The organism is Streptomyces sp. NPDC023573 (genome assembly GCF_055559735.1).
In genome coordinates this window covers 90,845-114,219 of the sequence record NZ_JBVHKB010000001.1, presented here as the reverse complement: position 1 = coordinate 114,219, position 23,375 = coordinate 90,845, and the positions used below count along the sequence as shown (strand labels likewise).

The 23,375-nt window shown below is 71.0% G+C and carries 20 protein-coding genes; 13 read left to right on the top strand and 7 right to left on the bottom strand.

The window, feature by feature from the left end; translation table 11 throughout:
• Positions 1 to 26 precede the first annotated feature (26 nt).
• The 13 genes from ACZ32T_RS00575 to ACZ32T_RS00515 all read left to right on the top strand — a co-directional run bounded on the left by ACZ32T_RS00575 (position 27) and on the right by ACZ32T_RS00515 (position 15,146).
• Positions 27 to 683, top strand: a complete 657-nt coding sequence (locus tag ACZ32T_RS00575; protein WP_356712040.1) for a GntR family transcriptional regulator — start codon at positions 27 to 29, stop codon at positions 681 to 683.
• Positions 684 to 733: 50 nt separating this feature from the next.
• Positions 734 to 1,636, top strand: a complete 903-nt coding sequence (locus ACZ32T_RS00570) for a dihydrodipicolinate synthase family protein (protein WP_467267606.1) — start codon at positions 734 to 736, stop codon at positions 1,634 to 1,636.
• Complete coding sequence (gene araD, locus ACZ32T_RS00565; RefSeq protein ID WP_467267451.1) at positions 1,633 to 3,375, top strand: L-arabinonate dehydratase; 1,743 nt, start codon at positions 1,633 to 1,635, stop codon at positions 3,373 to 3,375. Before ACZ32T_RS00570 ends, araD begins: the two co-directional genes overlap by 4 nt.
• 122 nt (positions 3,376 to 3,497) lie before the next feature.
• Entirely contained in the window at positions 3,498 to 4,436 is a 939-nt protein-coding gene (locus ACZ32T_RS00560) for a carbohydrate ABC transporter permease (protein ID WP_467267453.1), read from the top strand.
• Positions 4,433 to 5,350: a carbohydrate ABC transporter permease gene (locus ACZ32T_RS00555; RefSeq protein WP_467267455.1), complete on the top strand. Its 918-nt coding sequence runs from the start codon at positions 4,433 to 4,435 to the stop codon at positions 5,348 to 5,350. The genes ACZ32T_RS00560 and ACZ32T_RS00555 overlap by 4 nt, the downstream gene beginning before the upstream one ends.
• A gap of 46 nt (positions 5,351 to 5,396) precedes the next feature.
• On the top strand, positions 5,397 to 6,566 hold the full coding sequence (locus ACZ32T_RS00550) for a Gfo/Idh/MocA family protein (protein WP_467364662.1): 1,170 nt from the start codon (positions 5,397 to 5,399) through the stop codon (positions 6,564 to 6,566).
• Positions 6,563 to 7,387, top strand: coding sequence for a DUF6807 domain-containing protein (locus ACZ32T_RS00545; RefSeq protein WP_467267459.1), 825 nt, complete (start codon positions 6,563 to 6,565; stop codon positions 7,385 to 7,387). Before ACZ32T_RS00550 ends, ACZ32T_RS00545 begins: the two co-directional genes overlap by 4 nt.
• Positions 7,384 to 8,931, top strand: coding sequence for a glycoside hydrolase family 43 protein (locus ACZ32T_RS00540; RefSeq protein WP_467267461.1), 1,548 nt, complete (start codon positions 7,384 to 7,386; stop codon positions 8,929 to 8,931). The genes ACZ32T_RS00545 and ACZ32T_RS00540 overlap by 4 nt, the downstream gene beginning before the upstream one ends.
• A 219-nt stretch (positions 8,932 to 9,150) precedes the next feature.
• The gene (locus tag ACZ32T_RS00535; RefSeq protein ID WP_467364659.1) at positions 9,151 to 10,485 is read left to right on the top strand and encodes an ABC transporter substrate-binding protein; all 1,335 of its coding nucleotides are present in this window, start codon (positions 9,151 to 9,153) and stop codon (positions 10,483 to 10,485) included.
• A 132-nt stretch (positions 10,486 to 10,617) separates the two neighbouring features.
• Entirely contained in the window at positions 10,618 to 11,442 is an 825-nt protein-coding gene (locus ACZ32T_RS00530; protein ID WP_467364657.1) for a rhamnogalacturonan acetylesterase, read from the top strand.
• Positions 11,443 to 11,500: 58 nt separating this feature from the next.
• On the top strand, positions 11,501 to 12,829 hold the full coding sequence (locus ACZ32T_RS00525) for a pectate lyase family protein (protein WP_467267467.1): 1,329 nt from the start codon (positions 11,501 to 11,503) through the stop codon (positions 12,827 to 12,829).
• A gap of 92 nt (positions 12,830 to 12,921) precedes the next feature.
• Positions 12,922 to 14,025 carry a pectinesterase family protein gene (locus ACZ32T_RS00520; RefSeq protein WP_467267469.1) on the top strand — a complete coding sequence of 368 codons (1,104 nt, stop codon included), beginning with the start codon at positions 12,922 to 12,924 and terminating at the stop codon, positions 14,023 to 14,025.
• Positions 14,022 to 15,146, top strand: coding sequence for a dienelactone hydrolase family protein (locus ACZ32T_RS00515; protein ID WP_467364655.1), 1,125 nt, complete (start codon positions 14,022 to 14,024; stop codon positions 15,144 to 15,146). Before ACZ32T_RS00520 ends, ACZ32T_RS00515 begins: the two co-directional genes overlap by 4 nt.
• On the opposite strand, the gene ACZ32T_RS00510 is transcribed toward ACZ32T_RS00515, so the two are convergent.
• From ACZ32T_RS00510 to ACZ32T_RS00480, 7 genes are all read right to left on the bottom strand, one after another.
• Entirely contained in the window at positions 15,143 to 16,045 is a 903-nt protein-coding gene (locus tag ACZ32T_RS00510; protein WP_467364654.1) for a hypothetical protein, read from the bottom strand. The genes ACZ32T_RS00515 and ACZ32T_RS00510 overlap by 4 nt on opposite strands.
• 168 nt (positions 16,046 to 16,213) lie before the next feature.
• Positions 16,214 to 17,062: a pectate lyase gene (locus tag ACZ32T_RS00505; protein WP_467364652.1), complete on the bottom strand. Its 849-nt coding sequence runs from the start codon at positions 17,060 to 17,062 to the stop codon at positions 16,214 to 16,216.
• 125 nt (positions 17,063 to 17,187) lie between these two features.
• Entirely contained in the window at positions 17,188 to 17,898 is a 711-nt protein-coding gene (locus ACZ32T_RS00500; protein WP_467267477.1) for a hypothetical protein, read from the bottom strand.
• Complete coding sequence (locus ACZ32T_RS00495; protein ID WP_467364650.1) at positions 17,898 to 18,470, bottom strand: SigE family RNA polymerase sigma factor; 573 nt, start codon at positions 18,468 to 18,470, stop codon at positions 17,898 to 17,900. The genes ACZ32T_RS00500 and ACZ32T_RS00495 overlap by 1 nt, the downstream gene beginning before the upstream one ends.
• A gap of 285 nt (positions 18,471 to 18,755) precedes the next feature.
• Entirely contained in the window at positions 18,756 to 20,771 is a 2,016-nt protein-coding gene (locus ACZ32T_RS00490; RefSeq protein WP_467364648.1) for a YncE family protein, read from the bottom strand.
• Between the two features lie 143 nt (positions 20,772 to 20,914).
• Positions 20,915 to 22,366, bottom strand: a complete 1,452-nt coding sequence (locus tag ACZ32T_RS00485; protein WP_467364646.1) for a peptidoglycan D,D-transpeptidase FtsI family protein — start codon at positions 22,364 to 22,366, stop codon at positions 20,915 to 20,917.
• A gap of 123 nt (positions 22,367 to 22,489) precedes the next feature.
• Entirely contained in the window at positions 22,490 to 23,260 is a 771-nt protein-coding gene (locus ACZ32T_RS00480; protein ID WP_033305764.1) for an IclR family transcriptional regulator, read from the bottom strand.
• Positions 23,261 to 23,375 lie beyond the last annotated feature (115 nt).

Below are 23,375 nucleotides of genomic sequence, written 5' to 3'. Positions count from 1 at the left end.
ACGCGAGATGTGAGAGCTCTTCACCCATGACCTTTGCGCCTGCCCCGATTCCGTCCAGGACCCAGTACGTGCTGGAGGCGATCAAGCACGCGATCCTCACCGCGCAGCTGCAGCCAGGGCAAGCGCTCGTGGAGACCGAACTCGCCGCGCAGTTCGGGGTGTCCAAGACGCCCGTACGCGAGGCGCTGAAGACGCTCGCCGGCACCGGGCTGGTGGTCATGAGCCAGTACAAGGGCGCCACCGTGCGGCTCGTCGACGCGACCATGGCCCGGGAGGTGTACGACGTGCGCCTGCTCCTGGAGCCGGAGGCGCTGCGCCGCTCCATCACCCGCAAGGTGTCGCTGGAAGCGGCGCAGGAGGCCCTGGAGCGTGCCGACTCGGCGATCGACAAGGCGGACAGGTCGCTCGCCAACCGGGACTTCCACCGGGCTCTCTACCTGCCCTGCGGGAACCCGCTGCTCGCCCGGATGCTCGACGAGATCCGCGACCAGGCCGCCCTCGTGTCGACCGTGGCCTGGTCGGCGATCCCGTCCTGGGAGCGTGAGGCGGCCGAGCACCGGGAGATCCTGCGGCTCGCCCTCGCCGACGACGCGGCGGCCGCCGCCGGGGCTCTGCACGACCACATCGCATCGTTCGTACGCCGTGCCTTCCCCGACGACGAAGACGGGGGTGACACGGCGTGAACCACCCGCTGGACACGGATTGCCAGCACCTCGACGAAAGGCTGGTCCGCATGGACCTCTCCCCGCTGAAGGCGGCCCTCGCAGACGTCGTCGCGATCCCGGTGACCCCGTTCGCCGAGGACGGGAGCATCGACGTCCCGGCGCACCGCGCACTGCTGCGACGGCTGCTCGACGGCGGCGTCCGCATCGTCACCCCGAACGGCAACACCGGTGAGTTCTACGCACTCACCCCCGACGAGCGACGCGCTGTCACCGAGCTGACCATCGAGGAGGCCGGCGGCCGCGCCACGGTCCTGGTGGGGGTCGGCCACGACGTGCCGACCGCCGTGGCCGCCGCCGAGCACGCCAGGGACGCCGGGGCCGAGATGGTGATGGTGCATCAGCCGGTGCACCCCTACGTCTCGCAGGAGGGCTGGATCGACTACCACCGGGCCATCGCCGAGGCCGTTCCCGGGCTCGGGGTCGTCCCGTACATCCGCAACCCGCTGCTCGCCGGCGAGCGCCTCGCCGAGCTCGCGGACAGCTGCCCCAACGTCATCGGCGTGAAGTACGCCGTCCCGGACGCCGCCCGCTTCGGCGCGTTCGCCCGGGACGCCGGCCTGGAGCGGTTCGTATGGGTCGCCGGGCTCGCCGAGCTCTACGCCCCGTCCTACTTCGCGACCGGGGCCAGCGGCTTCACCTCCGGACTCGTCAACGTCGCCCCCGGTGTCTCACTCGCCATGCTGGAGGCGCTGCGGGCGGGCGACTACCTCGCGGCGATGAAGGTCTGGGAACAGATCCGCCGCTTCGAGGACCTGCGCGCCGACCGCCAGTCCGCCAACAACGTGACGGTCGTCAAGGAGGCCCTGGCCTCGCTCGGGCTCTGCCGCCGCGACGTACGCCCACCGAGCCGGGCGCTTCCCGAGGAGCAGCGCGCCGAGGTCGCCGGTCTGGTCGCCGGGTGGTCGATATGACGGACAACGGCACGGCGGGCCGCATCGCCCCCGAGGAGCTGCGCAGCCACCAGTGGTGGGGCACGGACGGGCTCCGCTCGTTCAGCCACCGCGCCCGCACCCGGCAGCTCGGCTACCTTCCCGAGGAGCACCTGGGCAAGCCGGTCATCGCGATCCTCAACACCTGGTCGGACATCAACCCCTGCCACGTCCATCTGCGCGACCGCGCACAGGCGGTCAAGCGGGGCGTCTGGCAGGCGGGCGGCTTCCCGCTCGAATTCCCGGTGTCCACCCTCTCGGAGACCTTCCAGAAGCCGACCCCGATGCTCTACCGCAACATGCTGGCGATGGAGACGGAGGAGCTGCTGCGCTCCTACCCCGTCGACGGCGCGGTGCTGCTGGGCGGCTGCGACAAGTCCACGCCCGCGCTGCTGATGGGCGCCGCCTCCGTCGACCTGCCGACGGTCTTCGTGCCCGCCGGCCCGATGCTGCCGGGGCACTGGCGCAACGAGGTCCTGGGCTCCGGCACGGACATGTGGAAGTACTGGGACGACAAGCGGGCCGGCCTGATCGGCGATTGCGAGATGGCCGAACTGGAGAACGGGCTCGCCCGCTCGCCCGGCCACTGCATGACGATGGGCACCGCCTCGACCCTGACGGCCGCCGCCGAGGCGCTGGGCGTCACCGTGCCGGGCGCCTCCTCGATCCCGGCCGTGGACTCCGGTCACGACCGCATGGCGGCACAGTCCGGGCTCCGCATCGTCGAACTGGTGTGGCAGCAGCTGAAGCTGTCGCAGCTCCTCACGGCGGACGCCTACGAGGACGCGGTCGCCACCGTCCTCGCCCTGGGCGGCTCCACCAACGCCGTCATCCACCTGATCGCGATGGCGGGCCGCTCCGGGGTGAAGCTCACCCTGGACGACTTCGACCGCATCGCCCGCACCGTGCCCGTCCTCGCCAACCTCCGCCCCGGCGGCAAGTACCTGATGGAGGACTTCCACTTCGCCGGAGGGCTGCCCGGATTCCTGGCCAGGCTCACCGACGTACTCCACCTGGACCGGCCCACCGTCGCGCACGCCACGCTGCGCGAACAGCTCGACGGGGCGCTCGTCCACGACGCCGACGTCATCAGGGAGCGCGACAACCCCCTGGCGCAGGAGGGCGGTGTCGCGGTCCTGCGCGGCAACCTCTGCCCCGACGGCGCGGTCATCAAGCACATCGCCGCCGAGCCGCACCTGCTGCGCCACACCGGGCCCGCGGTCGTCTTCGACGACTACAAGGAGATGCAGCGCACCATCAACGACCCGGCCCTGGCCCTCACTCCCGACCATGTGCTGGTGCTTCGCAACGCCGGCCCCAAGGGCGGCCCCGGCATGCCCGAGTACGGCATGCTGCCGATCCCGGACTACCTGCTGAAGCAGGGCGTACGGGACATGGTGCGCATCTCCGACGCCCGGATGAGCGGCACCAGCTACGGGGCCTGTGTCCTGCACGTCGCGCCCGAGTCCTTCGTCGGCGGACCGCTCGCCCTGGTCCGCACCGGTGACAGCATCACGCTGGACGTCGAGGCGCGGCTGCTCCACCTCGACGTGAGCGACGAGGAGCTGGAACTCCGCAGGGCGGAGTGGACCGAGCCGCCCGCCCGCTACGGGCGCGGTTACGGCGCGCTCTACCAGGACCAGATCACCCAGGCCGACACCGGATGCGACTTCGCGTTCCTGGCACGGCAGGGAGAAGTGCCCGACCCGTACGCGGGCTGAACCGGGCGAAGAGAATTCCGCGCGCCACCCCGTCCGGGATGCCGAACGGCAAATGGTAAGCGCTTGCACCACGCACCGAAAGAACGGCACATCCAGCACTTTCCAGAGATCGGAGACGCGTCATGGCCCAATCCGCAGCCGTGGCCACACCGCCCCCCAAGGGGAAGGCGTCCAAGCGCCGCTCAGCCACACCACGCCGCCTGCCGTATCTGCTGATCGCGCCGGCGGGCCTGCTGATGCTGGGCTTCATCGCCTACCCGGTGATCAGCGTCTTCTACTACAGCCTGCAGAACTACAACGTCACCAAGCCGTGGCGGAACGGCTTCGCCGGCTTCGACAACTTCACCCGCATCTTCACCGAGGACGAGCAGTTCTGGCCGACGCTCACCTTCAGCGCCCAGTGGGTCTTCACCCAGGTCACCCTCCAGCTCGCCCTCGGCCTCGCCCTCGCGCTGATCGTCAACCAGACCTTCATCGGCCGCGGCATATCCCGCGCCATGGTCTTCTCGCCCTGGGCCGTCTCCGGCGTGCTGACCAGCACCATCTGGATCCTGCTCTACAACTCCTCGACCGGCTTCAGCCGCTACCTCGCGGACGCCGGGTTCGGCGAGTACGGAACCTCCGTCCTCTCCGACACCGGGACCGTGTTCTGGGCGGCGACCGTCACCGAGCTCTGGCGCGGAGTCCCCTTCTTCGCCATCCTCATCCTCGCCGACCTCCAGTCCGTCTCCAAGGAGCTGTACGAGGCGGCGTCGGTGGACGGAGCGGGCCGGCTGCGGCAGTTCTTCCACATCACGCTCCCGCACCTGCGCGACGCGATCATCCTGGCCACCCTGCTGCGCGGGGTCTGGGAGTTCAACAACGTCGACCTGCTCTACACCCTCACCGGCGGCGGACCGGCGGGCGAGACCACCACCTTGCCCCTCTACGTCGCCAACACAGGCATCGAGGGCCACGACTTCGGATACGCCTCCGCGCTCACCACCGTCGCATTCGTGATCCTCCTCTTCTGCTCGATCGTCTATCTGCGCCTGAGCAAGTTCGGAGGCGACAACAAGTGACCGCCGCACTCGTGGAGAAGAAGGACACCCGCACGCCGGGACCGTCCGGGGGCAACGACCTCCCGCCGCCCTCCTCGCACCGCCGCTCCAAGCGCGAGCGCGCCTTCGACGACGTACCGCGCTGGCAGATCTACGTGCCCCTCGGCATCTATCTGCTCTTCACGCTCATCCCGTTCTACTGGATGCTCCTCTTCGCCGTACGGCCCGCCGGCTCGACCTCGCTGGTGCCCTGGCCCATGACGGGAGAGCACTTCTCCAAGGTCTGGAACGAGCGCAGCTTCGCCGTCTTCTTCCAGAACAGCATGATCGTCGGCGTCGCCACACTGATCGCCACGACCCTGGTCGCGCTGGCCGGCGGCTACGCCCTCGCCCGGTTCGACTTCAAGATCAAGGGCGCCTTCATGCTGGCGCTGCTCTGCTCGCAGTTCATCCCGGGCGCCCTGATGCTCGTGCCGCTCTTCGAGATCTTCAAGAACCTCCAGATGATCAACTCCCTGGGGAGTGTCGTCATCGCGGAGACCGTCTTCCAGCTCCCCCTGTCGATCATCCTGATCAGCGGCTTCATCAAGAACGTGCCGGTCTCCCTCGAAGAGGCCGCCTGGGTGGACGGCTGCTCGCGCTTCAAGGCCTTCTGCGCCGTCGTCCTGCCGCTGCTGCGCCCCGGACTCATCGCGGTCGGCTCGTTCGCCTTCGTCCACAGCTGGAACCACTTCCTGTTCGCCCTGATGTTCCTCAGCGAACAGGACAAGCAGACGATCCCGGTCGGCCTCAACACCCTGATCGGCGCCGACAGCGTCGACCTCGGGGCGCTGGCCGCGGGCGGTGTCATCGCCGCCGTGCCCGTGGTGATCGTCTTCGCCTTCATCCAGAAGTGGCTCATCACCGGCTTCAGCGCCGGCGCCGTGAAGGGATGAGGGACATGACCCACGAGCTCCGGAGAGGGGAGGCGGCCCGATGGGCGTGACCACCACTCCTGTGCCCATCGTCCTGGCCGGCGCCCGCGGCCACGGACGCTGGCACCTCGCCAACATCCGCCGCCTCCAGCACCAGGGCCTGGTCAGACTGGCCGGCGTCTGCGAACTGAACCCGCTGACCGACGCCGAACTCGACATGTTCGCCGACGAGATGCCCGAGCAGTCCGCCGACTTCGGGGCCCTCCTGGACTCCACCGGCGCGCGCGCCGCCGTCGTCTGCACCCCCATCCCCACCCACACCACGCTGGCCCTGACCGCGGCGGCCCGGGGCGTGCACCTCCTCCTGGAGAAGCCGCCCGCCGCGACCTGGGACGACTACGCCCGCATGGCCGACGGGGTGCGGGAGGCGGGCGTGGCCTGCCAGATCGGCTTCCAGTCCTTCGGCTCGCACGCCGTGACCGCCGTCAAGGACCTCGTGCGTACCGGGGCCATCGGCACCGTGCGGGGGATCGGAGCCGCCGGTGCCTGGGTCCGCGACGACGCCTACTTCCGGCGCGCGCCCTGGGCCGGGCGCCGCCGGATGGGCGGGACCGACGTGGTCGACGGGGTGCTCACCAACCCGCTGGCGCACGCCGTCGCCACCGCGCTCGAACTCGCGGACCGGGGGACGGCCGAGGACGTCGCGTCCATCGAGACCGAGCTCTTCCGGGCCCACGACATCGAGTCCGACGACACCAGCTGCGTCCGGGTCACCACCACCGACGGGCTGCCGGTGACCGTCGCGGTCACCCTCTGCGCGGAGGAGGCCGGCGAACCGTATGTGATCGTCCACGGCGACCGCGGCCGCGTCACCTTCTGGTACAAGCAGGACCGGGTCCTCGTCCAGCGCGCCGGACACGGTCCCGAGGAGACCGTGCACGGGCGGACCGACCTCCTGGAGAACCTCGTCGACCACCTGGAGAACGGCACCGCGCTCCTCGTGCCGCCGGAGCGCACCGGCGCCTTCATGCGGGTCCTCGACGCCGTACGCACCGCCCCCGAACCCACCGCGCTGCCCGCCACCGCCTGGCACACCCGGCCCGCCGACACCGGCGACGGCGTACGGCGCATCGTGCGCGGCATCGACGGCACCGTCGCCGCCGCCGCCGACACCCTCACCCTCTTCTCCGAACTAGGCGCCTCCTGGGCGCGACCCAGCGAGGTGAGCACCCCATGACCAGCGCACTCCTCAGCTGCGCCGGACGCCCCGTCGGCCGCTACGGCTACGGGCAGGAGACGGACAGCCGCCCCCGTCTGCACCCCGTCACCACGCTTGCCGGCACCCTCGTCACCGAGGAGCGTCCGGCCGACCACATCCACCACCTCGGCGCGTCCGTCGCGGTGCCCGACGTGTCCGGACACAACTTCTGGGGCGGCCGCACCTTCGTCCGCGGCCAGGGCCCCACCGCGCTCGACAACCACGGGACCCAGCGCCACCTCGGCTGGAAGCTGCGCGACCCGGACGGCTTCGTGGAGGAGCTCAGCTGGGAGGCCGACGGCGCCGAACTGCTGCGCGAGCACCGCACGGTCGCCGTGGCCGAGATCTCCGGCACCGCCTGGGCGCTGGACTTCTCCTTCTCCCTCTCCAACCGCGGCTCCACGGACCTCTCCATCGGCAGCCCCGCCACCAACGGCCGCCCCGGCGCCGGTTACGGCGGCTTCTTCTGGCGCGCCCCCAAGGAGGCAGCGCCGCCCGACGTGTTCAGCGGAACGCTCGACGGCGAGGAAGCGGTCCACGGCAAGGCCGCCGACTGGCTGGCCCTCGCCGGGGACGGCTGGACGCTGGTCTTCGCCGGCGCCACCGACGAGACCCGGCGCGACCCGTGGTTCGTACGGACCACCCAATACCCCGGGGTCGGCTCCTCCCTCGCCGCGGACCGCCGGCTCGCCGTCCCCGCCGGGGACACCGTCGTGCGCCGGGTCGTCACCGTCGTCGCCGACGGACGCCTCGACCGGGACACCGCGGCCGCCCACGTCCGCAAGGCGGTCTCCGCATGACGATGCCCTGGACGGCGGACCTCGGGGACGGCACCTACCGCAACCCGGTCCTGAACGCCGACTGGTCCGACCCCGACGTCGTGCGCGTCGGCGACGACCACTACCTCACCGCGTCCAGCTTCGGCCGCGTCCCCGGACTGCCCCTGCTGCACTCCCGTGACCTCGTCAACTGGACCCTGGTCGGCCACGCCCTCGACCGGATCGGACCGGACGCCGACTTCGCCGTGCCCCGCCACGACTGCGGGGTGTGGGCGCCCTCGCTGCGCCACCACGCGGGACGCTTCTGGATCTTCTGGGGCGACCCCGACCACGGCATCCAGCAGATCAACGCCGAGGACATCCGCGGTCCCTGGAGCGCCCCGCACCTCGTGAAGTCCGGCAAGGGCCTGATCGACGCGTGCCCTTTGTGGGACGAGGAGACCGGCGAGGCATACCTGGTGCACGCCTGGGCGAAGTCCCGCTCCGGCATCAAGAACCGGCTCACCGGCCACCGGATGAGCCCCGACGGACGGGAGCTGCTCGACGAGGGCACCACCCTCGTCGACGCCGACACGATCCCGGGCTGGTTCACCCTGGAGGGCCCCAAGCTCTACCGGCACGACGGCTGGTTCTGGATCTTCGCCCCGGCAGGGGGAGTGGAGACCGGCTGGCAGGGCGCCTTCCGCTCGCGGACGTTCGACGGGCCCTACGAGGAGCGGGTCGTCCTCGCGCAGGGCACCACCGAGGTCAACGGCCCGCACCAGGGCGGCTGGGTCAGGACAGCCGCCGGTGAGGACTGGTTCCTGCACTTCCAGGCCCGCGGAGCGTACGGCCGTGTGGTGCACCTCCAGCCGATGCGCTGGGAGGGAGGCTGGCCGGTCATCGGCGACGAGGGCGAGCCCGTCCTCACACACCGCCGCCCCACCGCCCCCGAGCAGCCCGTCGAAGCCCCCGCGTCCGGCGACGACTTCCCCGGCGGCCGCTACGGCCGGCAGTGGCAGTGGACGGCCAACCCGCGGCCCGGCTGGACGGTCGGGCACGGCGGCGACGGGCTGCGCCTCAGCTGCGTACGGACCGCGTACGCCCATGACCTGCGCGCCCTGCCCAACGTCCTGGTGCAGCGGCTGCCGGCCGAGGAGTTCACCGTGGAGACCGGCATCACGCTGGACTCCGCCGAACCCGGGGCCAAGGCCGGGCTCGCCGTGCTCGGGGACGCCTTCTCGTGGATCGGCCTGGAGGCCGGGGCCGACGGGACGGCCAGGCTCGTGCACCGGTACGCCGAGACGGTCGCCGAGCACGAGCGGGACGCGGAACACCCGCGCCCCGCGCCCGGGGCCGCCGTCCGCGTCCGTATCGAGGTCACCCGGGGCGCCCGCTGCCGCTTCTACGCCGACACCGGCGACGGGACCGGCTTCCAGGCCTCCGGCCAGGTCTTCGCGGCCACCCCCTGGCGTTGGGTGGGAGCGCTCCTGGGCCTCTTCGCCACCGCGCCCGCGGGGACCGGGCCGTCCGGAACCGCCGGCTTCACCACATTCCGCACCACCGCGGGATCTCGCACCGTCTGACCTCCGCACCGCTGTATGGGAGCCGCAATGACGCACCTCCGTACCGAGCGCACCAGAGTGAGAACGCTGTTCACGGCCCCGGCCTTCACGGCCGCCACCGGACCGCAGCGCGTGACCCGGGATGCGGGTCGACGGAAACGCGTCGGCGTCACGCCGTACCGCACACACCACTGACCTCCCCCCACGAACGCGTACAGATTCCGAGAGAGAAGAGCCGACATGAACATCTCGAAGACGTTCCGGGGGCGTACCGCGACCGCGGTGTCCCTCACCGCGGTCCTGGCACTCGCGGCCACCGGCTGTGGCGACGACGGCAGCAGCTCAGGCACGGAGGGCAGCGGGAAGGGCGAGATCACCTTCTGGGACAACAACGGTGGCCCGCGCACCGCGATCTGGACCGAGATCATCAAGGACTTCGAGAAGGAGAACCCGGACATCAAGGTCAAGTACGTCCCGATCCCGATCGCCGACGTCCAGTCCAAGTACGACACGGCCATCGCGGGCGGCGGTCTGCCCGACGTGGGCGGCGTGGGCACCGCGTACCTGGCCAACATCGTGTCCCAGGAGGCACTGGAGCCGATCAGCGACCGGCTGGAGAAGTCGGAGCTGAAGGGCAAGCTCGTCGAGAACATGGTCGAGAGCGTCAGAGCCGCGGCCGGCCGGGGCGACGACATGTACACCGTCCCGACCTCCGCGAACAACGGCGCCCTCTGGTACCGCACCGACCTGTTCGAGGCGGCGAAGCTGGAGGCACCCACCACCTGGCCCAAGTTCTACGAGGCCGCCGACAAGCTCACCGACGCGAAGAACAACAAGTTCGGCTACACCATCCGCGGCGGCGCCGGCTCCATCGCGCAGGCCCTGGACGCGATCTACGGCCAGACCGGCATCACGGAGTTCTGGGACGGCGACAAGACCACCCTGAACGACCCCAAGAACGTCGCGGCACTGGAGAAGTACGCCGGCCTCTTCAAGAAGACGACGCCGGCCGCCGACGTCAACAACGACTTCACCAAGATGGTCGCCCAGTGGGACACCGGCACCATCGGAATGCTCAGCCACAACCTCGGCTCCTACCAGGACCACCTGAAGGCGCTGGGCGAGGACAAGTTCGCCGGTATACCCGCCCCCATCGGGGAGGGCGGCACGCGCGTCCAGGTCTCCAACCCCGTCGACGGTCTCGGCCTCTTCCGGTCCAGCAAGAACAAGAACGCTGCCTGGAAGTTCATCGAGTTCGCGGCCTCGCACGAGTCCAACAGCAAGTGGAACGAGTCCGCGGGCGCCATCCCGGCCAACACCGAAGCGGCCAAGGACCCGTGGATCAACGAGACCGAGCCCACGGCGCTCGCCGCGAAGGCCCTCACCGACGGCTCCACCAAGATCGTCGACCTGCCGTACTACCTGCCCGACTGGAACAACATCAGCAAGGCCGACAACGAGCCGGAGTTCCAGAAGCTGCTTCTCGGCAAGGTCACGGCCAAGGACTTCCTCGACAAGATGGCCGATGAGCTGAACGCCGCCCAGAAGGAGTGGACGGAGCTGGGCAACGGCTGATCCCGGCCGCCCCCCACTCCAGCCCCACCCCCACCGAACGGGGGACCGGCGGCGGTCCGGGTCGCACCCCGCCGCCGGTCCCTCTTCCCACGCCCCACCACACGTCCGACCTCCGAGAGAGGCAGTCGACCTGTGTCACTCACCCGCAGACGGACGGCAGCCGCGCTCCTCGCGCTGCCCCTCGCCCTCTCCGCCACTCCCGCGTTCGCGCACAGCGATGGCGGCAGGCCCCGGCCCCGGACACTCCACATCGCGGGCGACTCCACGGCGGCCCGGAAATACGCGGACGCCGCGCCCGAGACCGGCTGGGGCATGGCCCTGCCCTTCTTCCTCGGCCGGTCGCTCACCGTCGCCAACCACGCCATGAACGGCCGGAGTTCCAAGAGCTTCATCGACGAGGGCCGCCTCACCGCCCTCCTGGACGGCGTCCGCCCCGGCGACATCGTCCTCGTCCAGTTCGGGCACAACGACGAGAAGACCGAGGACCCCGCCCGAGGCACCGACCCGTACACCACCTACCAGGAGTATCTGCGCCAGTACGTCAAGGGCGCCCGCGCCCGTCGCGCGGAACCCGTGCTGCTCACCCCGGTCGAGCGGCGACGGTTCGCAGAGGACGGCACCGCGAAACCCACCCACGGGGAGTACCCCGCCGCGATGCGCGCCCTGGCGTCCGAGGAGGACGTGCCCCTGCTCGACCTCCAGGCGCTCTCCCTCGCCCGCTGGCAGGAACTCGGCCCCGACGGGACCGAGGCGTACTTCAACTGGCTGGAGCCCGGCGAGTCGCCGAACTACCCCGACGGCAAGCAGGACAACACCCACTTCAGGCCCGACGGCGCCGTGGAGGTGGCCAGGATGACCGCCCGCGCCCTGCTGGACCGGCGCGTGCTCGGCCGGCGTGACCTGCGCCGCCTCGACGATCCCGTGCCCGGGACGTGGATCACCTGGCCCCAGGCCTGATCCCCGCTCCCCGATCACCTCCTCATCCCATTCCCCGCTCGACAGTTAGGGATCCGCCATGCCCGCACGCATGAGACACGTCCGCGCCATCGCCGTGGTGATGGGCTGCGCCTCGCTCGCCCTCGCCGTGAGCCTCCCCGCCCAGGCCTCGTCCCACCACACCAAGGGCATCGAACGCGCCGTACTTCCCTCGGGCGACGGCTGGGCCGCCGCCGAGGGCTCCACCACGGGGGGCGCGAAGGCCACCCCCGACCACGTCTACACCGTGAGCAACCGGGCCGAGCTCATCGCCGCCTTCGAGGACGCCGGGGACGCGCCGAAGATCGTCAGGGTCGCCGGCACCGTCCACGGCAACTCCGACGCCGCCGGCACACCGATCGGCTGCGAGGCATACCAGCAGGACGGCTACACCCTGGAGAAGTACCTCGCGGCCTACGACCCGGCCGTCTGGGGCACCGACGCGGTCCCGTCGGGCCCGCTGGAGGACGCCCGCGCCGCTTCCGCGAAGCTGCAGGCCGCCGCGGTCAACGTGAACGTCCCGTCCAACACCACGCTCGTCGGCGTCGGCAAGGACGCCACGATCATCGGCGCCAGCCTCCAGGTGAAGAACGTCTCCAACGTCATCGTCCGCAACATCTCGTTCGAGGACACCTACGACTGCTTCCCCCAGTGGGACCCCACCGACGGTGACCAGGGCGCCTGGAACTCCGAGTACGACAACCTCGTCGTCTACGGCTCCAGCCACGTCTGGGTCGACCACAACACCTTCAGCGACGGCGACCGCCCCGACGCCGACCAGCCGCACTACTTCGGGCAGGTGTACCAGCAGCACGACGGCCTCTTCGACATCGTGCGCGGCGCCGACCTCGTCACCGTGTCGTGGAACGTCCTCAAGGACCACGACAAGACCATGCTCATCGGCAACAGCGACGGCGCCGGGGCCAGCGACCGGGGCAAGCTCCGCGTGACGCTGCACCACAACCTCTTCAAGGACGTGAAGGAGCGCGCGCCCCGCGTCCGCTTCGGCCAGGTCGACTCGTACAACAACTGGTTCGCCGCCACCAAGGGCGCCGCGTACGGCTACACGTACGGCATCGGCGCCGAGTCCCACCTCGTCGCGGAGCACAACGCGTTCACCGTCCCCAAGGGCTTCGACAAGGCGACCATCCTCAAGAAGTGGTCCGAGTCCTCCCTCACGGCCGGGAACAACTACGTCAACGGGCGGAAGACCGACCTGATCGCCGTGCACAACGCGGGCGTTCCCGCCGAGCAGCTCACCGAAGGCGCCGGCTGGACCCCGACGCTGCGCACGAAGGTCGACCACCCCCTCGTCGTCCCCCTGCTGGTGGGGCTCAAGGCGGGTGCCGGCAAGACGTCGGCCCGCTGACCCACCCTCTGACCGGCCGGAGCGGCACCGCACCCTTCCACCACCCCGGAAGGCGCCGCTCCGGCCCGCCCCTCTTCGCAAGGAGTAACGCCATGCCCAGCAGACGCAGTGCGCTGACCCTCTTCGCGGGCGCGGGCGCAGCCCTCGCCCTCGGTACGCCCGCCGCCCGGGCCCGCCCCGCGCACCCCCGCCCCTTCGGCCGCTACGGCTCGCCGTCCCGCAGGCTCGACCCACAAACGCTCTACGTCGACCCGCGCGGCAGGGGCGACCACACCGACGTGCGGTCCGCCGTCGACGCCGCGTCCGGCACCGGCCGCACCCTGGTACTCGCGCCCGGCACCTACCGCTCGCCGGTCCTCGTCACCGCCGACCGGGCGGAGCTCACGCTGATCGGCGCCAGCGGCGACCCCCGTGACACCGTCATCGTGTACGACAACGCCGCCGGCACGCCCAAGCCCGACGGGTCCGGCACCTACGGCACCAGCGGATCGGCCACCGTCACCGTCCAGGCCGCCGGCTTCACCGCCCGCGACATCACCTTCGCCAACGACTGGCTGCGCTCCGACAACCCCGAGTACACCGGCACCCAGGCCGTCGCCATCAAGGTGCAGGGCGACCGCTCAGCGTTCTACGGCTGCCGCTTCCTCGGCCACCAGGACACCCTGTACGCCGATACCCTCGCCCTCACCGCCTTCGCCCGGCAGTACTACCGCGACTGCTACGTGGAAGGGGACGTCGACTTCGTCTTCGGCCGCGCCACCGCCGTCTACGACCGCTGCCACTTCCGAACCCTGACCCGCACCGACCTGGCCTCGGCCCCGTACGGCTTCGTCTTCGCGCCCAGCACCGCCGGGGCCAACCCGCGCGGCTACCTGGTCCTGCGCTCCCGGATCACCAGCACCGCCCCCGACGCGTACTACAAGCTGGCCCGCCCCTGGGTGCCCTCGTCGGACCTGACCGCGCACCCGATGCTGACCGTCCGCGACAGCCACCTCGGCGCGGGCATCGACGCGGTCACGCCGTACGGCACGATGTCCTCGGGTTTCCCCTGGCAGGACCAGCGCTTCGCCGAGTACCGCAACACCGGCCCCGGCGCGCGCATCACGGTCCCCGGCAACCGCCCGCAGCTGACCGCCACCGAGGCCAGGACGCACACCGCGGCGGCGTACCTGGGCGACTGGCGGCCGTACGCGTGAACCTGGGGATCACCGGAGGGGTGCTGCCCGCCTTCCACGAGCGGCTCAGGGACGAACTCACCTTCCCGCTCTCCTGGGAGAGGTCCGGGGGCCGCGACTTCCCGGCCTGGCGCGCCGGGGCGCGCGCCGTGGCCGGGAAGTCACTGATGCAGCCCCCGGACCCCGGCCCCGAGCCCTTCGACCCGGTGACCGTCGAAGCGTCCGACGCCGGCCAGTACACCGCGCGCACCGTGGAGTTCGCCCTCAGCCGTTACGGACGGGCCCGCGGCTCCCTGCTGATCCCGCACGGGCCCGGCCCCTTCCCGGCGGTGCTGGTCCTGCACGACCACGGGAGCGAGTTCACGATCGGCCGCGAGAAAGCCGTACGGCCCCGGTCGGATCCGGACCGCCTCGCGCGCGCCACCGCGTGGGCGGACCGGAACTACGGCGGCAGGTTCATCGGCGACGAACTGGCCGCCCGCGGTTACGCCGTGCTCGCCGTGGACACCCTGGGCTGGGGCGACCGGGGACCGCTCGCCTACGAGGACCAGCAGGCCCTGGCCGCCAACCTGCTCCAGCTGGGCACCTCGCCGGCCGGACTCGCCGCCCATGAGGACATCCGTGCCGCGGCCTTCCTCGCCTCACTGCCCGAGGTGGACGAGCGGCGCGTCGGGGCCCTGGGGTTCTCCATGGGCGCCTACCGTGCCTGGCAGCTGTCCGCCCTCTTCGACGGTGTCAGGGCGGCGGCGGCCGTCTGCTGGATGACAGGGCTCAAGGAGATGATGGTCCCGGGCGACAACGCGCTGCGCGGCCAGTCCGCGTACTTCATGCTCCACCCAGGGCTGCACCGCAGCCTCGACATCCCGGATGTGGCCTCCCTCGCCGCCCCCAAGCCCGCGCTGTTCCTCGCGGGCGGCCGGGACCACCTCTTCACACCGGCCGGGGTGGCGGCGGCGTACGCGAAGCTGCGCGCGGTCTGGGAGTCGCAGGGAGCGGGCGACCGGCTCACCACCGGTGTCCGGCCGGACACCGGCCACGCCTTCACGGCCGACATGCAGGACGAGGTGTACGCCTGGCTGGACACCTGGCTGGGCGCTCCGGCCGAAAACCCGAGCCGGAGCCCCGCCGGCCCGAGACCCTAGGTCCGGTGCCTGGGGCGGCCCGCAGTCTTCTTCGTGACCGTCTTCGCCGCGGACGACTTCTTCGCCGCGGCCTTCCCGGCCACCGGTTTCCCGGCTGCCGTCTTCTTCCTGGCCACGGCCCCCGGCTTCCTGGAGGGGGCCTCGCCCCCCTCCGCGGACGCGGTCCCGGTGGCCGCCTTCCCGCTCCGTCGCGCCTTCTTCGCGGGAGGCGTACGGCGGGGCTCGTCCGGCTCGGCGGAGTGCTCAGGAGCCCTGCGCCTGCGGCGGGCGGCCGGGCGGCCGGGTTCTCGGGCCTCCTCCTGGCTGCCCTCGTCGACCGCGTCCGCGGCGCCGCGGCCCACGTCCTCGACGGCGGAGCCCGCCGCGTCGCCGACGCCTTCCACCGCCGTGCCCGTGCCCGCACCGACGGACTCGACCGCGGTCCCCGCTCCCCGGCCGACCTCGCTCACCGCGGCACCGGCGCCCTCGCCCAGCTCTCCGGCGGCCCGGCCGGTGCCGGCCCCGACGTCCTCGACCGCCGCACCCACTCCGCGGGTCAGCTGTTCGAGGATCTGGGGATTGCGGTCGACCGTGGCCAGCAGCCGGGTGACGATGGCCGCGATGTGGTGGAGCCGCACCTTGAGCTGTGCCTGGACATCCACGCCCTCGATGTCCAGCTGGACGCTCCCGAGCCGCACGTCCGCTCCGACGTTCAGCTTGAGGAGGTCGAGCACCTCGGCCTTCAGGGAGACATGGGCCTCCAGGTCGTCGACCTCCAGGCCCAGCTTGTCCACATGGAGCGCCGGGACGTCCAGGAAGACATCTGACGGTCCGGTATCAGGGCCGCCGTCGTCCTCCGGGACCGCGGTCCCGGCGTCCGGGTCCCGGTCCTCGCGGCCGGTGCTGTGGGAGCTGGGCATGGGGCGCACATCCTAGGTAGGTTCCCCGAGCAGGATCCTCACGTCCCAGTGTCGACCGGGCGAAACCATGTCGCAATCGCCGGTTCCGTGCGCCGCCCGGACGACGCGGTCCGCCCCCACCGGGCCGGGGCGCGGCAGGTGGGGGCGGACCGTGTGCGGGCCGGGTGACTACTCGTAGCTGATGTCCGACTCGGAGTAGAGGCAGTATTCGCCGTCGGGGCCGCTGCCCACCTCTTCCGGCTCGTCACCGTTGTCGTTGCCCTCGTAGCGGACGCACGGCTCGATCTTCCTGTCGCTGTCGCCGTGGATCCTGATCGAGCTCAGCGTGGCGGTGTCCCCGTAGTTGCTGTTGATGCCGACCAGGGAGGTGCCCGGTGCCGTGACGTCGACGTCCTTCACGACGATGTCGCGCTTGTACATGGTGGAGCAGTTGCCGCAGGACCGGACGAGCTTGCCGAAGTCCTCGACCTGGAAGCCCGAGACGGTCAGCCTGCCCGCGCCGTTGAACTGGAACACCTTGTCGTCGGCCCCCTTGGCGCCGCCGCCGCTCACCGTGTACACGGAGCCCGTCGACTTGCCCTTGAAGCTCGCGGCGTCCTCGCCGACGTCCGTCCACCAGACGTTCTCGATGGTGCAGCTGCCGGAGCAGTGCACGCCGTCGGCGGCCGGGGTGCCCAGGACGACGTTCTTGAGGGTCGCCCCGTCGGCGAGTTCGAAGAGTGCGTCCTGGCCCTCCTCCTGACCGTCGCCGCCCAGATCGCCCTCGCCGTAGAACTCCTTGAGGTCACCGTCGTAGGTCCCCGAGACCTCGATTGTCTCCGAGACGGCCTGGCTGCCGCTGGGGTCGGGCCACTCGGCCGCGGCGGCCGTCGTTGCGTCCGAAGTCGCCGCTCCGGCGGGCTGGAGCACGATGTTCGTGGCCAGGGCCGCACCGGTGAGGCCCAGGGCCGCGGTCAGCGCCGCGGCCATACGGCGCTTTCCGCGGCGGCGGCGGTGCGTGTGCGCTCGTTCACTCATGTTGGCTGGTCCTGATTCCTAGGAGGTGGGGGGAGCGTCCTGCACCTCTGAGTCGCCACCGTCCACGGAAGGGTTGCCGGGTTCCGCGATTGTTTCCGCCGGCGCCCGGGGACGCCGTCGGGCGCTCAGCGTGTGGCGCCGAAGCCGCCACCCACCGCCACCGGTCCGGTCGCTGTACGCGCCCGCGCCGTGTAGTCGTCCCGCCCCGCGTCGCGGGTGCCCTCCGCGTGGTTGTACTGCCCCGCGAAGGTGTGCGTACCGGTCGGCACGCTCCGTCCCGGCTTCAGGGTCCAGCGGTAGACGAGGAAACCGTCCTCCTCGCGCGCCGACGTGGCGAAGTCCTGCTCCGGCAGGGAGCGCCAGGAACCGGTGGTGGCCACCGCGCCGTTCAGGGCGATCCGCAGCTCGACCGTCAGCGCGGACAGCGGGCGGGACGTCGTGACCGTCACTTCGCTCTGCGCCCAGTAGGCGTTGCCGTGCGGGTTCAGCGAACCGCCCGACGACAGCGGGCCGGCCTCGGGGGGCAGCGCGCCGCCCCGGCCCGGGGACGGCGTCGCGAGGGTCGGTGACGCGGGCCCGGCGGCCGTCCGCTGCCCGCCCGCCGGCTCCTCCCGGCCCGCCGACGTGACGGCGAACGCCCCGGCCGTCAGCACCCCGCACACCGCCGCCGTCGCGCCGACCACCCGCAGCCACGGCATCGGCGCCCGAGGGCCGCGCACGGGGCGGGCCTGCGGTTCCTCCGCCATGCCGCGCTCGATCCGGGCCAGCATCCGCGCCCGATCGGGGCGGTGCGAAGCGGCGGCGGTGCGCAGCCGCTCCCGCAGGTCCTCGTCCATCACTGCCCTTCTCCGGTGTGCTGCCCGGCTGCCGCCACCTGTACCCGGGCCGCCGGGGTTCCGGGTCCCAGCAGCCGCTGGAGTTCCGCCACACCGCGCGAGGTCTGGCTCTTCACCGTACCCACCGAGACCCCGAGGACCAGAGCGGTGTCGCGTTCCGACAGGTCGAAGGCGTGCCTCAGCACCACGCACGCGCGCTTGCGGAACGGCAGGCGGCGCAGGGCGCCTTGGACGTCCACCACGGCCGACACGTCGGGGCCGTCCGCCGCACAGCCGTCCCCGGCGCCGCGGGGCGCCCAGAAAAGCGCGATCCTGCGGCGCTCACGCACCGCGCTGCGGATGCGCGTGCGGGCCAGGTTGGCGACGACCCCCCTCGCGTACGCCACGGGGTGGTCGGCGGCTCTGACCCGGTCCCAGCGGTGCCAGAGCGCCATCAGCGCGTCGGCGGCCACGTCGTCCGCCGCGTCCGCCTCACCCGTCAGCAGATGGGCGAGCCGGGCGAGTTCGGCGTAGTGCGCCTCGAAGAACGCATGGAACTCAGCGGCAGCGGCATCATCCACGACTGTGCCCACGGGTACCTCTCCTCGGCCCTGGATCCCTGCGCGCCCGGACAGACTGTGTACGTTCCCAGCTCCGTTCCCCGCCCCGTTCCCGTTCGCGGGGAGAGAGGGTATCGGTGCGTACCCGGAAGCGCTTCGACGCGTGCGCCTCCCAGTAAGGCGTAACACGGCGAAAACCTGAAGCCCCCGGTCCACTTCTTCTCCGCCGGCGTCCCCCGCGGATCGACGCCCATGCGCGTCGGCCTCCGAGACCCGGTCGGGGCGCTCGAAGGCCGCGCTGTCGTACGGGACGCTACGTCACTTGGTGACGTACATGTACTTCCACGAGCCGTAGACCGTCGAGTTCACGCCGTCGCCGGAGTAGCCGGCGCCCCTGACGTACGCCGACCGGAACCGGAACTTGTAGCCCACGGCACTCGACCCCGGCTTCCCGAGGTTGACGACCGACTTGCCCGACGAGTTCAGCTTGAAGTACTCGGAGCCGCCGCTGCGCCAGGCGCCCTGGTAGTACATCTGGATGTCCAGACGCTGTTTGCGGCCCGGGTAGGGGTTCATCGTGGTGTTGAAGTACGGCTGCGACGTCTTGTGGACGTAGGAGTACGTCGTCGAGCCGATCTTCCCGGTCTTGTAGTGCCGGGAGATGGACGTGCCCACCTTGGCCCGGCCTCCCGCCCACACGGTCACGGTCTTCGCCGCGGTCCGTGCGTCGCCGTCGTACACGGCGTAGACGGAGGAGTCCCGGAACATGTTCAGGTTGCCGGAGAGCTTGCCCGCGCTGTTCACCGTGCCCGACTTGATCAGGTACTTGCCCTTGCCGTCCCCGGCCCGGTCCGCGTAGATCTTCACCGTGCGGTTCTTGTACGTCTTGCCGAGTGAGGCTGTGAAGGCGACCGGCTTCCCGTAGGAGAAGACCTTCTTGTTGTTGTTCAGGCTGAGGGTGACCGCGCTCCGTGACACCGCGACGGTGTCGGAACCGCTCGCCGACGTGTGCGTGGCGTCGCCGGCGTAGGAGACCTTGTACGTCACCTTCCCGCCGGCCGGCGGGGTGTCGGAGAAGGAGAACGTGCCGCCCGCCTTGGTGACGACGGCGGGCAGCGCCTTGCCTTTGGGGGACTCGAGGTCGGTGCGCGTCACCGTCAGACGGGTCCCGGCGGGGACCGCCAGGCTCGCGCTGATCCGGCCGGTGACCGTCAGGGCCTTGGCGCGCGCCGCGCTGGAAGGCGCGCTCACCGTGATCGCCGGGAGCGACTTCGTGGGGTCGCCCAGGACGCGCAGGGAGAACACGCCCTGGCTGTTCACCGACACCGCGAAGATCCGGCTGCCGTCCGGCGCCCAGGCCAGGGCGCCCGACGCGAGGGTGTCCCCGCCGGAGGAGTTGCCCGTGTTGGGGAACTCGAAGGTCCGGACCGTCTTCGGGTCGCCGTGCGAGAAGATGTGGACGTCCGGCCCGTACCAGGAGAAGGTGCCGCCCGCGACCTCGCCGCCCGGGGCGACGTCCACGGCGTTGGGGTAGTCGGACGACTGGTAGGTCACGACCGGCGACAGGTCGGTGGTGGAGAACGCCGGGTGCACGTACGGCGCGCCGCTCGCGGTGATGACTTCCTTGCCGTCCGGGGTGATGTCCAGCTCCTGGAGGTTCCCCGCCACCGACTCGCTGACGCGCAGTGTCAGACCGGAGTCCGTCACGTCGTAGATGCCGACGACGTTGCTCTCCAGCGCGCCGACGGCCAGCACGCCGGGGGCGGCCGGGTCGGAGCCGAACTCCGGGGCGATGCTGCCGCTGTAGGTGTCGGAGCTCTGCTGGGAGAGCTGGACGACGGGTTCGGGGCCCGACAGGTCCAGCGAGCCGATGGCGCCGGTGTGCTCCTCCTTGTACCCGAACCACAGCCTGCCGCCGGCCTGGGCGAGCGTGCTGACCCCGTCGAGGCCGCCCAGTGCGTAGCTCGCGCTCTGCGCGTACGTCTGCGTGTCGACCGCGACGATCCGGCTGCCGCCGGTGACGGCCGCGTACACCAGGCCCGAGTCGGCCGAGAGTTCCAGGCCGTTCACACCGGACAGGCCGGTGAGCGTGGCGACGACCGTCGCCGTGTAGTCGGTGACGACGATCCTGCCGGCCTTCGGGTCCGAGATGTAGACCCGCTGGTGGACGCCGTCCACCAGGACGTCTCCCGCGGACTTCAGGGAGAGGACCTTCGAGGCGTCCGCCGCCGCGGCCGGACCGGCCGCCGTGACGCTCAGCGCCGCCGAGCTGAAGAGGACCGCGAGCGCCGTCGCGGTGGTGACCGTGCGTCTGTGCTTCTGTCTTCGCACCATGATCCGTACCCCCCAGGGTGAAGAAGTTGTGTGATCGCCCCCGTCGGGTCGCAGCGTATGCGACGCCTGTGACAGGTGATCAGCCGGTCAGGGCATCGGGGGCGGTGCACATCACTTCTTCACGCCGGCGGTGGCGGTACGGATCACCTCTTCAGGGCGGCCTTCATCATCTTCTGGGCGATCGGCGCCGCCAGGCCGTTGCCGCTGACCTCCGAACGCTCCGCCCCTGAGTCCTCGACGAGCACCGCGACCGCGACCTGCTTGCCGGTCGACTCGTCCTTCGCGTACGACGTGAACCAGGCGTACGGGGTGTTGCTGTTGTCCACGCCGTTCTGCGCGGTTCCCGTCTTGCCGCCCACCTCGGCGCCGTCGATCCGCGCGTTGCTGCCGGTCCCCTTCTCCACGACGGTGACCATCGCACTGCGCAGCTGCTCGGCCGTCGACTCCTTCACGACCCGCTCGGTCTCGCCGTCCGGATACCGCTGGAGCGTGGAGCCGTCGGCGTCGCTCACCTTCGCGACCATGTGCGGCGAGGCCAGCTCGCCGCCGTTGGAGAGGGCGGCCGAGACCATGGCCATCTGCATCGGCGTCGCGGTCACCTCGAACTGGCCGATGCCGGTCAGCGCGGTCTGCGCCTTGTCCATCCCGGTCGGGTACACGCTCTGCGACGCCCGCACCGGCACGTCCAGCTTCTCGGTGTCGAATCCGAAGGCGTCCGCCATCGCCTTCAGCTTGCCCTGGCCGAGATCGGCCGCGACCTTCGCGAAGACGTTGTTGCAGGAGTACTGGAGGGCGGTGCGCAGGGTGGCGTTCTCGCAGGGGGCCGAGGGGTTCTCGTTGGACAGGACCGTGCTCGTGTTCGGCAGGGTGTACGGGTCGGGGCTGTCCGTGGGCTCGTCGACCGAGCCGTACAGGCCGTTCTCCAGCGCCGCCGAGGCCACCACCAGCTTGAACGTCGAACCGGGGGGCAGCGGCTGCCGCAGCGCCCTGTTGACCAGGGGCTTGGTCTTGTCGTCCAGCAGCTTCTGCCAGGCGTCGCCGTCGTTCGTCCCGCTGATGTCGGAGGGATCGTACGACGGGGAGGAGACCATGCCCAGGATCCGACCGGTCTCCGGGTCCATCGCCACCGCCGCGCCCTGGTCGTCACCGAGCGCCTCGAAGGCCGCCTTCTGCACGTCCGGATCGATGGTCGTCAGCACGTCGCCCGGGGACGTCTGCTCACCGGTGAGCAGATCGGTGGGGTTCTTCAGCCGGTCGTCCGTGCCGTCGAGGACGTCGCTGTAGATGCCTTCCAGCTGTGTGGCGCCGTAGGCCTGCGAGCTGTAGCCGGTGACCGCCGCGTACAGATCGCCCTGGGTGTAGGTGCGTTTGTAGCGGAGGTCGTCGCCGTCCGTCTCCTTCGAACCGGTGACCGGGGATCCGGCCACGATGATGTCGCCGAGCGGCTGCGCGTACTGCGCGATCGTGTTCCGCCGGTTGTGTTCGTCGTCTGCGAGCGCCCGTGCCTCGTACGCCTGCACCCAGGTCGCCCGCACCAGCAGGGCGAGGACCATGAGCAGACAGAAGACCGAAGCGCGCCTGATCGTCTTGTTCATCCCGCTGGAGGGACGAACGGGGACACCGGGGGCGTTCCCGTCCGTGTTCCTTCTCACCGGTTTCTCAGACGCGGCGCGGGTGGGCGCGCCGCTGAGGGCGCGCCGCGCCGGGCGTTCCGGCGCTCAGAGCCTGCGGGTCGCGAGCGTGAGCCGGTCGCGGGCGTCGAACAGGGCGTCCTTGACCATCTGCTCGTGCGCCGGCGTGAGCCGGGCGACCGGCACCGAGCAGCTGATCGCGTCGCGCGCCGGAGTGCGGTACGGGATGGCGACGCCGAAGCAGCGCAGCCCCAGGGTGTTCTCCTCGCGGTCCACCGCGTAACCCTGCTCGCGGATGAGGTGCAGCTCCTCGATCAGCTTCTCGCGGTCGGTGAGGGTGTGCTCCGTCAGCGCCGGCAGCGTCTCGGGCAGCATCTTGCGGACCTGCTCGTCGCTGTGGGTCGCCAGCAGCGCCTTGCCCAGCGAGGTGGAGTGCGCGGGCAGCCGGCGGCCGACACGGGTGAAGGGCCGGAGGTAGTGCTGGGACTGCCGGGTGGCGAGATAGACCACGTTCGTCCCGTCCAGCCGGGCCAGGTGGATGGTCTCCGTGGTGTCGTCGGAGAGCCGGTCAAGCGTGGGCCGGGCGGCCGCGACGACCTCGTCGCCGTCGATGTACGAGGTGCCGACGAGCAGGGCGCGCACGCCGATCCCGTACCGCGTGCCGGTGGCGTCGGTCTCCACCCAGCCGAGCTCCACCAGGGTCCGCAGCAGCATGTAGAGGCTGGACTTGGGGTAGCCGACCGCTTCCTGCACCGCGGCCAGCGAGTGCATACCGGGGCGCCCCGCGAAGTATTCGAGGAGTTCCACCGTCCGTACAGCGGACTTGACCTGTGCCCCACCGGACTCGCCAACCGACATGCCTTATGTCCCTTCCAGCCTGCTTGTACGACCCTGCGACTTCTTGCCAACACGGAACGCCCGGAAATAGAGTTCCTGTGTATTCACGTTCAGGAACGCTGTTCAGAATACCGAA

What these genes read in the sequence shown, in the direction of transcription:
- ACZ32T_RS00575 (WP_356712040.1), top strand. Translation starts at nt 27, where the DNA reads ATGACCTTTGCGCCTGCCCCGATTCCGTCCAGGACCCAGTACGTGCTG.
- ACZ32T_RS00570 (WP_467267606.1), top strand. Translation starts at nt 734, where the DNA reads ATGGACCTCTCCCCGCTGAAGGCGGCCCTCGCAGACGTCGTCGCGATC.
- araD (WP_467267451.1), top strand. Translation starts at nt 1,633, where the DNA reads ATGACGGACAACGGCACGGCGGGCCGCATCGCCCCCGAGGAGCTGCGC.
- ACZ32T_RS00560 (WP_467267453.1), top strand. Translation starts at nt 3,498, where the DNA reads ATGGCCCAATCCGCAGCCGTGGCCACACCGCCCCCCAAGGGGAAGGCG.
- ACZ32T_RS00545 (WP_467267459.1), top strand. Translation starts at nt 6,563, where the DNA reads ATGACCAGCGCACTCCTCAGCTGCGCCGGACGCCCCGTCGGCCGCTAC.
- ACZ32T_RS00540 (WP_467267461.1), top strand. Translation starts at nt 7,384, where the DNA reads ATGACGATGCCCTGGACGGCGGACCTCGGGGACGGCACCTACCGCAAC.
- ACZ32T_RS00535 (WP_467364659.1), top strand. Translation starts at nt 9,151, where the DNA reads ATGAACATCTCGAAGACGTTCCGGGGGCGTACCGCGACCGCGGTGTCC.
- ACZ32T_RS00525 (WP_467267467.1), top strand. Translation starts at nt 11,501, where the DNA reads ATGCCCGCACGCATGAGACACGTCCGCGCCATCGCCGTGGTGATGGGC.
- ACZ32T_RS00520 (WP_467267469.1), top strand. Translation starts at nt 12,922, where the DNA reads ATGCCCAGCAGACGCAGTGCGCTGACCCTCTTCGCGGGCGCGGGCGCA.
- ACZ32T_RS00510 (WP_467364654.1), bottom strand. Translation starts at nt 16,045, where the DNA reads ATGCCCAGCTCCCACAGCACCGGCCGCGAGGACCGGGACCCGGACGCC.
- ACZ32T_RS00505 (WP_467364652.1), bottom strand. Translation starts at nt 17,062, where the DNA reads ATGAGTGAACGAGCGCACACGCACCGCCGCCGCCGCGGAAAGCGCCGT.
- ACZ32T_RS00500 (WP_467267477.1), bottom strand. Translation starts at nt 17,898, where the DNA reads ATGGACGAGGACCTGCGGGAGCGGCTGCGCACCGCCGCCGCTTCGCAC.
- ACZ32T_RS00490 (WP_467364648.1), bottom strand. Translation starts at nt 20,771, where the DNA reads ATGGTGCGAAGACAGAAGCACAGACGCACGGTCACCACCGCGACGGCG.
- ACZ32T_RS00485 (WP_467364646.1), bottom strand. Translation starts at nt 22,366, where the DNA reads ATGAACAAGACGATCAGGCGCGCTTCGGTCTTCTGTCTGCTCATGGTC.
- ACZ32T_RS00480 (WP_033305764.1), bottom strand. Translation starts at nt 23,260, where the DNA reads ATGTCGGTTGGCGAGTCCGGTGGGGCACAGGTCAAGTCCGCTGTACGG.